The following is a 10,701-nucleotide window of genomic DNA, read 5'->3' on the forward strand; positions in this document are numbered from 1 at the left end:
GGCTGGCCGCTAGGCTACCTGGCGCGGCTCGGCCGGGGCCAGCGACATCAGGCGGTCGATGTCGATCAGGATCAGGCGCCGTCCCTTGATGGTCCCGAGGCCGATCAGGTAGTCGGCATCGGCCTGGGCGCCCGGCAGCGGCGCCACCTGTTCCGGATGCAGCCGCACTACGCCCGTCACCCTTTCCACTACCACCCCCACCACGCCGGCCGGGACCCGCACGACGATCACGTCGGTGCTCGGATCGGGCCTTGACAGCTCCGCCGAGAAGGCCGCGCGCAGGTCGACCACCGGCATGATCACCCCGCGCGAAAGCGCCACCCCGCCGACGATTTCCCCATCGCTCGAAAAGCGTTCGAGCGACTTGAACAGCTTGAGCTCCTGGACGGCGGCATAGTCGAGCCCATATTCGAGCCCGCCGAGGGTGAAACCAAGGAACTGCTGGGGTACGGCTAGCGGTTGGTTCGACATGGTGCTCCCTTTCATCGGCATCACCAATGCTAAGGGCGTGGCCTCTTGGGAATGTTGACTGTAGTCAACTAGTGCAGCCTCCAGAAACAACAAGGCCCGGTCGTGTTACCGACCGGGCCCTGGACGCTTCGACACTGCCGGGGGCAGTGCGGGTGCTTCCCGATTACTTGCTTGCCTTGCGGCGGCGCACTGCCGCCATGCCGGCCATCGCCAGGCCGAACAGGGCGATCGATGCCGGCTCAGGAACTTGCGACGAGGTGATGCTCATGGTGGCGTTCTGGGTGGTCAGCGACCAGCCTGGATAGCCCCACGAATTGGTGAACATGCGCATCGAGACTGCCAAGTTGCCCGACTGGTCGATGGCCATCAGCAGCGCATTGAGTTCGGTCAACTCGGCAGCGCCGAAGTCGCGGGTCTGGGTCGACCAGCTATGCGTGGCGCCGGCCAGGTGCAGGTTGTACAGGTGGTTTTCGCCGTTGTACAGGCCGACGTAGACGCCGTTGCTCGGATCCTGGCCGCCCCAGCCCTGGTCGACCAGGGTGACCGAGCTGGTCAGGTTCGATACGTAGTTGGTGCCGGCGGCGAAGGTGACGCGGCCCAGTTCCTGGTTGCCGCCCCGCTGGAACGAACCGGCCGGAGCCGTGGTTTGCACGACCGATGCCGATGCCGATGCTGCGGCGCCTGCCAGGATGACGGAGATTGCGAATGCTTTCAGGACGTTCATGGTGTTCTTCCGATTGTTGGTTATGGTTGTTGTCGCCCTACCCTATTAGCAATCATCGTGCCAGCAGGAAAATTTCCTTTACATTCAACAACATAACCGATCAGGCCAAAATATTTCCCAAGTGAATGTAAAGTTTCTCGACAGATTTAATATGCGGCATTGCAACTTTAATCGGCAGACTATTCCGGGTGGGTGAGCCGTGCGTGGGAGAGCCGCTGGCTTGGGTATAGTCGGGCCATGTCCAGCCCTCGTACCTATCCCACTACACCGGACGGCCGCTATTTCGTCGTGAAAGGACGCCTCTGGCGCACCAGTAACCCGGAACTCGCGCCGGACGAACGACAGCGTTGGGTGAACCGCCTCATGGATGCGCGCAGGCAGGTCGGCGCCGCCAGGAAAGCGGGCGACCCAGACTTGGAGCACGGCGCGCGGGCCGCCGTGGATGCGGCCAAGCGCGCGCTGGGAGAGCGCGGGCCGGTGTGGTGGCATGACGGCGCCCCGGACTTCAACCGCCGCTTCGTCGCCAATACCCCGTATGCCGGCTGGTACGCCGCGCTGCCCGATAGCGCGCCCTGAGATTGATTCCGCGATCCTTCTGTGACAACATCGAATCACTCATCGGCTCTCCCTTCCAGGTCCGCACAACAATGAAAAGAATGCCCGGCTCTTCTCCCATGACGCTCGCGCTCGACAACGTGCTGCTCGACACCAGGGCGCGCCAGCTCGGCGGCTGGCGCCGCGGCGGCGCCGAATTCCTGTATTTCGGCTTCAAGAATGCGCGCGCCTGCCTGTTCGTCGGTCTGTTCTTCGCCGCCATGATGCTGACCCCGCGCGCAGGCCTGTTCGGCATTCTGCGCTACGACGTGCTGCTGCTGGTGGCGCTGGCGATCCAGCTGTGGATGGTCCGTTCCGGACTCGAGACGATGGACGAGCTCAAGGCCATCTGCCTGTTCCATGCGGTCGGCTTCGTGCTCGAGGCCTTCAAGGTCTCCGGCAGCATCCAGTCCTGGAGCTATCCGGATGCCGGCTACACCAAGCTGCTCGGCGTGCCGCTGTTCTCGGGCTTCATGTATGCGGCCATCGGCAGCTATATCGTGCAGGCCTGGCGCCTGTTCGACCTGCGCATCCGCCACCATCCGCCGCACTGGATGGCCTGGACCATTGCGATCCTGATCTACCTGAACTTCTTCACCCACCATTACATCGGCGACTACCGCTGGTACCTGGCCGCCTGCGCGCTCGGTCTTTACTCGCGCACCATGGTGGTGTTCCGCCCGCTCGACCGCGACCGCAAGATGCCGCTGCTGCTGGCCTTCGTGCTGATCGGGTTCTTCATCTGGCTGGCCGAGAACATCGGAACCTTCTGGGGCGTGTGGCGCTACCCGAACCAGCTGGGCGCCTGGTCCAGCGTTCACGTGAGCAAATGGAGCTCGTGGTCGCTGCTGGTGATCATGACCTTCACCATCGTCGCCAACCTCAAGCACATCAAGGAAAAAATCCACGTCGCGCGTGCCTGACAGGCGCCGGCGCCGAGGATGCGCCTAGCCGGCGGCAGGCGCCGTGGCGCTGTCGGGATGCACCAGCAGCGCGCGCGCCAGGTCGGCCGGCTCCATCTCGACGCCCGCCATGTCGGCGTTGAAGTTCACACCGGCGCGCATGCCGTCGTCGTGCATGCCGCGCAGCCAGGTGTCGACGAAGTCCTCGAACGCGATGGCGGCGGGCCGGTAGGCCGCCCACTCGCCCTGGGCGTGGCGGCGCGCATCGGCTTCGCTTGACCAGAAGACCAGCACCTGGGTTTCGCCCTCGTTCGACTGGCAGCATGCCCAGCCCTCTTCCGATTGCAGGCCCCAGGCCACGCCGCTGTCGCGGACGGCGGCAATGAAGCGGTCACGGTCGGCCTGCGGGTCGGCATTCAGGTGCAGCGTCATGGTATTCCTTTGATGGGTTGGTGGTTCAGGCGTCGGCCGGGCCGCTGGTGCTCCAGCTGAAGGCGCCGGTGCTGCCGGAGAACAGCAGCTCGGCGCCGCTGGCGTCGCGCAGGCGCGCCTTGAATTCGCGTGCCGGCAGGGCATGCATGCTTTCCGCTTCCGGCTCGACGTCCAGCGCCCGCACCGTGATCTCGCCGGCCACCGCCTGGATGTCGGCGCCGGCCACCGCGCTGTGCTGGGCGCGCTGCGCTTCCAGCCTGGCTTGGCAAGCCACGCCCGCTTCCTGCTCGGCCTCGATGTCCTTGAGCTCCTGCGCAAAGGCCGACATCTGCTTGAGCGCGGGGGCGACGCCGGCGGCCAGCTTCTTGAACATCGGCTGCTGCTCCGGCGTGAGCACCAGCTCGCCCTTGCGCACGCGCCCGGCCAGCTTGACGTAGCTGGCCACCTCCGGCTGGGCCGACAATTCCTGCATCGCCGTGCGGCGCTGCGCGGCCAGCTCGCCGAACTGCTTGATGCGCTCGCGGATCATGCCGATCGCCGCATCGATGCGGCTGCAGTCGGGGCGCAGCACGAAGATCCGCATCTCGCTGTGCCCGCGCGGCGCGGCGCGCTCGATGCTCACCCGCCGGGCGGCGATCGCGCAGCCTTCGGCCTGGCCGACCACGACCTCGTCGGCGATGATCTCGCAATTGAGGGCCTCCGCGACCGTCACCTTCACGCCCGAGATGGTGCAGTTCTCGGCGCGCTGCACGCTCACTTCGCCCTTGCTGCTGTGGATGATGGCGCTCGAGGCCACGCCCGTCACCTGGATCGGGCCGTCGGCATTGCGCGCGCTGCCGCCCCTCAGGTTGCGGTTCAGGCGCACGATGCCGCCGCGCGAAGCGATGTGCCCGAACACGTCGGCGTGCACGGTGATGCCTTCGCCCTCGATGATGCGGTTTTCCTGGACTTCGCCGAACTCCTCGTAGTCGCCGCTGAGCTGCAGGTTGCCGGTGGTGCGGGCGCTCACGCCGTCATGGCTGACGATCTTGTCGCCCACGGTGATCTGGCTGCTCGAGCGGTCCACGTTCAGGAAACCGTCCTGCAGGGCCACCAGGAATTCGCCTTCCGCGATCCGGTCGACCACGGTGCCGGGGCCGCTCAGGCTGGCCAGGTCGAAGTCGCTCGGCACCTCGGGCGGCAGCGCGATGCCGGACAGGTCGAAGCCCGGTTCGCCGTGCACGCGCGGGAGTTTTTGCAGCAGCCGGTTGCCGCGGTGGACCTGGGGGAAACGGTTCTGGAAGCTCATCAGGTCGAGCTTGCCGTTCGCGAGCTGGCGCGGCGCGTCGCTGCGGTGCAGGTCGTTCGAGACCTCGACCACGCGCGCATCTTCGCCGGGTTTCGGCGGCAGGCGCCGCGCCACGGTGAAGCGTCCGGCCGCGCCGCTTGTTATCGCTTCCCGGACCGCGTCGACATCGATGCCGAAGCGGATCCCCTTGGTCCACATGTCGGCGATGAATTCGTCGAGATCGAGCCGGGCCGGCTGCTCGACACCTTCTTCATCAAGCATGAACAGCGGCTCGAAATAGTATTCGGCCTGGCCGTCGGCGATCTTGGCGGCGCGGTAGAGCAGGCGGCGCTTCGGGTCGAAGGGCAGGATGTCGTCGGCCAGGCGCACCACGGTCTCGCCGCGGGCATTGCGCGGCAGATCGGGGCCGTGGTCGAACAGCGCCTTGATCAGGACGGCGTAGTCCAGGCCCGCAAGATACTGGTTCTTCAGGAAGATGGCGTCGACCGCCGCCAGCAGGGCCGGGCCGAGCGCGGTCACGTCGGCATACACGCCGTCGGACTGCTTCGCGATGCACTGGCCGCCCGCGAAAGCGGAGGCCGGGGCGCGCGTGGCAGGCAGGGGGGCGGTGCTGGATACTACGGAGTCGGACACGATCACGCTCTTCAATCAGGCAGGGTAATCGCCAAGATACCATGTTGCGACAACCAAATAAACGGATGGCAACAAAATTTCTTCTGGGAAATCACTCTTCGTCTGCGCCGAAACCCTTCGCCCATGAAAAACGGCGCCCTCGGGCGCCGTTCAGGTGCAGCCAGGCCGCGTTCAGCGGCGGCGTGCGTTCGGATACAGGTCCGCCCCGGCTTCGTTGATCTGGCGGCGCAGGTCGCGGCGCTCGTCCGGCGTCATGCGCCCGCCGCGGCGTTCGTCACGCACACGGTTCGCCTCTTCCTGCATTTGCGCGCGGCGCGCCTCTTCGCGCATCTCGTAGGCGCGCACGTCGAAACGCGGATCCTGGGCGCGGGCGTCGAAACGCTCGCGCTGCTGCTGCTGCTGGATGTCTTCGCGGCGCGAACCACGGTCGCGCTCTTGCGCCATGGCGCCGGCCGCGGTGCAGGCCAGCACGCAGACGACCACACCGTGCCGCACGAAAGTGGCGAAACCCCGGACGAACCCATTCCCGGCGGTGCCGCATGCTGCCTGGTTTTTCATAAGCGCGTCGTTCATAGTGTTCCTCTTCCGCGATGCCATATAAACAGATAAGCTGTGATTTCCACTTGCCGCCAATAGCCGGATGTGTCTTTCACTTGAAGCCAGTTTATGTGCATACCGTCTGAGGTGTAAGCTTGATTGGGTAAAGTTTGTAACACAATGTAATGGCTGAGCCATATGGACGAGATGTCCAATCGATAAGACGTTACCATAGCGACATGCATCTGACAATTCCGGAATCCATATGAATCCATCGACGAACAACACCAGTACAAACGCAAGCCCCGGCGCCCAGGGCGGCCACAGCGCGAAAATCATGGTCGTGGACGACGACGTGCGCCTGCGCGACCTGCTGCGCCGCTACCTCACGGAGCAGGGCTTCCAGGTGGTGACCGCCGAAAGCGCACCGGCCATGAACAAGCTGTGGCTGCGCGAGCGCTACGACCTGCTGGTGCTCGACCTGATGCTGCCCGGCGAAGACGGCCTGTCGATCTGCCGCCGCCTGCGCGGCGCCGGCGACCAGACCCCGATCATCATGCTCACCGCGAAAGGCGAAGACGTGGACCGCATCGTCGGCCTCGAGATGGGCGCCGACGACTACCTGCCCAAGCCCTTCAACCCGCGCGAGCTGGTGGCGCGCATCAGCGCAGTCCTGCGCCGCAAGGGCCCGGACGAAATCCCGGGCGCCCCGAGCGAAACCCCGCAGACCTTCGAGTTCGGCGACTTCGTGCTCGACCTGGGCACGCGCACGCTGAAGAAGAACGGCGAGACCGTGCCGCTGACCACCGGCGAATTCTCGGTGCTCAAGGTGTTCGCACGCCACGCGCGCCAGCCGCTGTCGCGCGAGAAGCTGATGGAGCTTGCGCGCGGCCGCGAATACGAAGTCTTCGATCGCTCGCTCGACGTGCAGATCTCGCGCCTGCGCAAACTCATCGAACCGGATCCTTCGAGCCCGCTGTACATCCAGACCGTCTGGGGCCTGGGTTATGTGTTCATCCCTGAAGGCCAGCCGCGCTAGTGTTCGCACCATTTTCGGCGGCGCGGCGCGCCGCGCGCTTTGCCTGGTACCGCAGCGGCCTGTTCTGGCGCACCTTCCTGCTCATGTCGCTGCTCACCGCGGCCTCGATGGGCTCGTGGATCGGCATGATCAGCGTCTTCCAGCGCGACCAGAAAGTCCAGCAGACCGCCGAGCTGGTGGGGTCGGCGGTGACCATCACCCGTGCCGCCCTCACCCACTCGGCGCCGGACCTGCGCCGTGAACTGCTGCTCGAACTGGTGTCCAACGAAGGCATCCGTGTGCTCACGCTGAACGACTACGACATCGTCGAGCCGCCGCCGAACACGCCGCTGATGGCGGAGATCGCGACCGCCGTGCGCGAGCGCCTCGGCAAGCAGACGCGCCTGTCGAGCTCCGTGAACGGGGTGCCGGGTTTCTACATCAGCTTCAATATCGACGAAGACGAATACTGGCTGATGCTCGAGCGCGAGCGCCTGACCGGCCTGTCCGGCGTGCAGTGGCTCGGCTGGGCCACCCTGGTTGGCCTGCTGTCGCTGGTCGGCGCCGCCGTCGTTTCGAATCTCGTCAACCTGCCGCTGGCGCGCCTGACGGCAGGCGCGCGCGCCATCGCCAAGGGCGAGCGGCCGGCGCCGCTGCCCGAGAAAGGCTCACAGGAGATCATCGAGGCCAACCGCAGCTTCAACCAGATGGTGGACGATCTGGCCCAGGTCGAGAAGGACCGCGCCGTGATCCTGGCCGGCATCTCGCACGACCTGCGCACGCCGCTCGCGCGCATGCAGCTGGAGATCGAAATGGTCGACCTGCCGCAGGATGCGCGCGAGGGCATGCAGTCGGACATCAACCAGATGGACGCGATCATCGGCCAGTTCCTCGACTTCGCCAAGCCGACCGACGCCGCCACCTTCGTGGAGGTGAACCTGTCCGAGATGCTGTCCGACGTCGGCCGCGAGGCCGGCCGCATCCGCGACCTGAAGGTGGCGGTCGACCTGATGCCGGGCGTGCACGTGATGGGCAACGCCACCGACCTGCGCCGCGTGGTCAACAACATCATCGAGAACGCCCGCAAATACGGCAAGACGCCTGGCCAGGACTACACCGAGATCGCCATCGTACTGCGCGTGAAAGCCACGGGCCACGGACGCCGCGCGGTGATCGAGATCTGCGACCACGGCGTGGGCGTGCCGGAAGACCAGATCCCGCAGCTGCTCAAGCCCTTCACGCGCCTGGACAGCGCGCGCGGCCAGGCCAACGGCGCGGGACTGGGGCTGGCGATCGTCGAGCGCGTGCTCACGCGGCATAACGCCGAGCTGACGGTGAGCAATCGCGAAGGGGGCGGCTTGCTGTTGCAGGTGGCCTTGCCGCTGGCGGGCTAGCCATGCCGGAATCAGCGCGCGCCGCGATCGCCCAGGCCTACGACGCCCTGGCCGAACGCTGGCTCGACGCCGCCTTCAACGCGTCGAACGGCATGCGGCAGCACGAACATGCGCTCGCCTTCCTCGAACCAAAGCCCGGCGCCTGGGCGCTCAACGTCGGCTGCGGCTGCAATACCCGCTTCAATCCCCTGATGCGCGCGCATGGCCTGCGAATCGAAGGCATCGACATCTCGGCGCGGATGATCGCCCTGGCGCGCGAGGCCGACCCAAGGGTCGTCCTCCATCAGGCCGACGTCTGCACATGGCAGCCGCCGCGCAGCTACCGCTTCATCACGGCCTGGGACAGTCTCTGGCATGTTCCGCTGGCAGCGCAACGCCCCGTCATGGCCAAACTCCTGGCGGCGCTGGAAGACGGCGGCGTCTGCGTTTTCTCGGCCGGAGGGCTGGACGCGCCGGACGAGCATGTCGACGCGACAATGGGACCCGAAGTCTATTACAGCACCCTGGGCATACCGGGCCTGCTCGCGGCGATCGCGGATGCGGGCTGCGTATGCAGGCATCTCGCATTCGACCAGCATCCGGAGAAGCACCTCTGCGTGGTGGTGCAACGCCCATGCCGGGACACAGGCAAATAAGGCTTCCTTCGCTATACTATCTGCTTCCGACCTACGCGAGCCCCACATGAACGATACCGCCGCCCTCTCCTACCGTGACGTCGAACTGGCCGCCGAGCGCCTCGCCGGCGCCGCGCACCGTACGCCGGTCTTGAGCTCGACCACCGCCGACCGGCTCACCGGCGGCACGCTGTTCTTCAAGTGCGAGAACTACCAGCGCATGGGCGCCTTCAAGTTCCGCGGCGCCTATAACGCGATCGCGAAGTTCGACGCTGCCCAGCGCGCGGCCGGCGTGGTGACTTTCTCGTCGGGGAACCATGCCCAGGCGATCGCGCTGTCGGCAATGCTGGCGGGCATCAAGTCGGTCATCATCATGCCAAGCGACGCGCCCGCGCTCAAGGTCAAGGCCACGAAAGAATACGGCGGTGAAGTGATCACCTACGACCGCTACACGGAAGACCGCGAAGCGATCGGCCGCAAGCTGTCGGAAGAACGCGGCATGACCTTGATTCCGCCCTACGACCATCCGGACGTCATCGCCGGCCAGGGTACGGCGGCCAAGGAACTGTTCGAGGAAACCGGTGAGCTGGACCTGCTGCTGGTCTGCCTCGGCGGCGGCGGCCTGCTGGCCGGCTGCGCGCTGGCGGCGCGGGCCCTGTCGCCGGCTTGCCGCGTCATCGGGGTCGAGCCGGAAGCCGGCAACGACGGCCAGCAGTCATTGCGCCGTGGGGAGATCGTGCACATCGCGGTGCCGAAGACGATCGCCGACGGCGCCATGGTGACCCATCTCGGCGTGCACAATTTCGACGTGATCAAGCGCCACGTGGACGACATCGTCACCGTGACCGACGCCCAGCTGGCGCAAACGATGGCCTTCTTCGCCGAGCGCATGAAAATGGTGGTGGAGCCGACCGGCTGCCTGGCGGCGGCGGCCGCCCTGCACGGCGTGGTCGACGTCAAGGGCAAGCGCGTCGGCATCGTGATCAGCGGCGGCAACGTCGACCTGTCGCGCTTCGCCGAACTGGTCACGAGCGCTTGAATGGAATTCGTCCAGTCTCCGGAACTGCCGGCGCCCGCCGGGCATTACTCGCAGGCGGTCGTCACGCGCGGCGGCCTGGTATTCGTCTCGGGCGTGCTGCCGGCGCGCGAACTGGCCGGCGCCGGCTTCGAGGCCCAGTGCGCGTCGGTGTTCGGCCAGTGCGAGAAGATCCTGCGCGCGGCCGGCTGCGCCCTGGAGGACGTCGTGCAGTGCACGGCCTACCTGGCAGGTAGCGAGCACTGGCCGGCATTCAATGCGGCGTATGCGGGCGTATTCGGCGATCACCGGCCCGCACGCGCGGTGGTGCCGGTGCCGGCCCTGCATTATGGTTTCCTGGTGGAAGTGCAGCTTGTTGCTGAAACGCGTCCCGTAGGGCCCAACGGCTGAGTGATTGTCGTGTGTTTCGTACGCACGCGTGTGCTACCGAACAGAGAATTGTCAATTTGACACTAATAATGGAGGCTCAAGAACAAGGAGCCGACCATGAAGCGTCATCTCTGCCTTAGCCTCATTATCGCAGCCACCACCCTCATCACCCCCGGCGCATTCGCCGGTTCGGACATCGTCAAATGCGTCGATGGCGCCGGCCACGTCACGCTGACCGACCAGGCCTGCGACGACGGCACCGCCACCGTGCGCCTGGCCAGCAGCAGCGTGCCGGACGACACGCCGCGCGCCGAACCGCATCCGCTGGCCGCCCAGCATATCGCCCTGCCGCCACCACCGGTGCAGCGCCGCCACCTGGCGCCGCGCGTCAAGGCCAAGCCGATGATGCGCGATGTCGCTACGCTGAAAGAAGCGCGGGCGCATTTCCTGATGCTGGATGCGGCGCCGCGGCAGAGGTTGGCGACGCTGGATTGAGTAACAGAATCGATCTCAGCGTAACCCGGGGTCAGGTCTGACATTCAGACACAGGCTCAACTGTGGCAAGGCTGGGATCGTGTCCGAATGTCAGACCTGACCCTGACCCTTCCCCTCAAATTCTCACCTCCTGCACCAAGGTAATCAGTTCAATAAGGGCGGTCTCGAACGCGTGTGGAGGTAATCGAGGTCGC

General features: G+C 65.9%; 13 protein-coding genes. 8 read left to right on the top strand and 5 right to left on the bottom strand.

From position 1 onward, the window contains the following. Positions 1–9: 9 nt before the first annotated feature. Both AC56LR_RS18975 and AC56LR_RS18980 read right to left on the bottom strand, forming a co-directional pair. Positions 10–471 carry a chemotaxis protein CheW gene (locus tag AC56LR_RS18975; RefSeq protein WP_497132630.1) on the bottom strand — a complete coding sequence of 154 codons (462 nt, stop codon included), beginning with the start codon at positions 469–471 and terminating at the stop codon, positions 10–12. Between the two features lie 163 nt (positions 472–634). Next, positions 635–1,195, bottom strand: a complete 561-nt coding sequence (locus tag AC56LR_RS18980) for a PEP-CTERM sorting domain-containing protein (RefSeq protein WP_497132632.1) — start codon at positions 1,193–1,195, stop codon at positions 635–637. A gap of 237 nt (positions 1,196–1,432) precedes the next feature. Between AC56LR_RS18980 and AC56LR_RS18985 the strand changes: the two genes are divergently transcribed. Together AC56LR_RS18985 and AC56LR_RS18990 are read left to right on the top strand one after the other, a co-directional pair. Continuing rightward, positions 1,433–1,771: a hypothetical protein gene (locus AC56LR_RS18985; protein WP_497132634.1), complete on the top strand. Its 339-nt coding sequence runs from the start codon at positions 1,433–1,435 to the stop codon at positions 1,769–1,771. A 98-nt stretch (positions 1,772–1,869) separates the two neighbouring features. After that, positions 1,870–2,712: a DUF817 domain-containing protein gene (locus AC56LR_RS18990; protein WP_497132653.1), complete on the top strand. Its 843-nt coding sequence runs from the start codon at positions 1,870–1,872 to the stop codon at positions 2,710–2,712. Positions 2,713–2,736: 24 nt separating this feature from the next. Here the strand turns inward: AC56LR_RS18990 and AC56LR_RS18995 are convergent, their stop codons facing one another. From AC56LR_RS18995 to AC56LR_RS19005, 3 genes are all read right to left on the bottom strand, one after another. After that, on the bottom strand, positions 2,737–3,123 hold the full coding sequence (locus AC56LR_RS18995; protein WP_497132636.1) for a DUF2750 domain-containing protein: 387 nt from the start codon (positions 3,121–3,123) through the stop codon (positions 2,737–2,739). Positions 3,124–3,148: 25 nt separating this feature from the next. Beyond that, entirely contained in the window at positions 3,149–5,044 is a 1,896-nt protein-coding gene (locus tag AC56LR_RS19000; RefSeq protein WP_497132637.1) for a flagellar assembly protein A, read from the bottom strand. A 171-nt stretch (positions 5,045–5,215) separates the two neighbouring features. Continuing rightward, positions 5,216–5,617, bottom strand: coding sequence for a hypothetical protein (locus tag AC56LR_RS19005; RefSeq protein WP_497132639.1), 402 nt, complete (start codon positions 5,615–5,617; stop codon positions 5,216–5,218). 301 nt (positions 5,618–5,918) lie between these two features. On the opposite strand from AC56LR_RS19005, the gene ompR reads away from it, so the two are divergent. The 6 genes from ompR (at position 5,919) to AC56LR_RS19035 (ending at position 10,507) form a co-directional block, all read left to right on the top strand. Further along, entirely contained in the window at positions 5,919–6,620 is a 702-nt protein-coding gene (gene ompR, locus AC56LR_RS19010; RefSeq protein ID WP_497132655.1) for an osmolarity response regulator transcription factor OmpR, read from the top strand. Then, on the top strand, positions 6,620–7,993 hold the full coding sequence (locus tag AC56LR_RS19015) for an ATP-binding protein (protein ID WP_497132641.1): 1,374 nt from the start codon (positions 6,620–6,622) through the stop codon (positions 7,991–7,993). Before ompR ends, AC56LR_RS19015 begins: the two co-directional genes overlap by 1 nt. A gap of 2 nt (positions 7,994–7,995) precedes the next feature. Next, positions 7,996–8,628: a class I SAM-dependent DNA methyltransferase gene (locus tag AC56LR_RS19020; protein WP_497132643.1), complete on the top strand. Its 633-nt coding sequence runs from the start codon at positions 7,996–7,998 to the stop codon at positions 8,626–8,628. Between the two features lie 46 nt (positions 8,629–8,674). Continuing rightward, positions 8,675–9,646 carry a threo-3-hydroxy-L-aspartate ammonia-lyase gene (locus tag AC56LR_RS19025; RefSeq protein ID WP_497132645.1) on the top strand — a complete coding sequence of 324 codons (972 nt, stop codon included), beginning with the start codon at positions 8,675–8,677 and terminating at the stop codon, positions 9,644–9,646. After that, the gene (locus tag AC56LR_RS19030; protein WP_497132647.1) at positions 9,647–10,033 is read left to right on the top strand and encodes a RidA family protein; all 387 of its coding nucleotides are present in this window, start codon (positions 9,647–9,649) and stop codon (positions 10,031–10,033) included. It begins immediately after the preceding gene. 96 nt (positions 10,034–10,129) lie between these two features. After that, positions 10,130–10,507 (top strand): DUF4124 domain-containing protein, encoded by a 378-nt coding sequence (locus AC56LR_RS19035; RefSeq protein ID WP_497132649.1) that lies wholly within the window; start codon positions 10,130–10,132, stop codon positions 10,505–10,507. Positions 10,508–10,701 lie beyond the last annotated feature (194 nt).

The sequence above is a fragment of the Telluria sp. ZT3P39 genome, assembly GCF_059685935.1.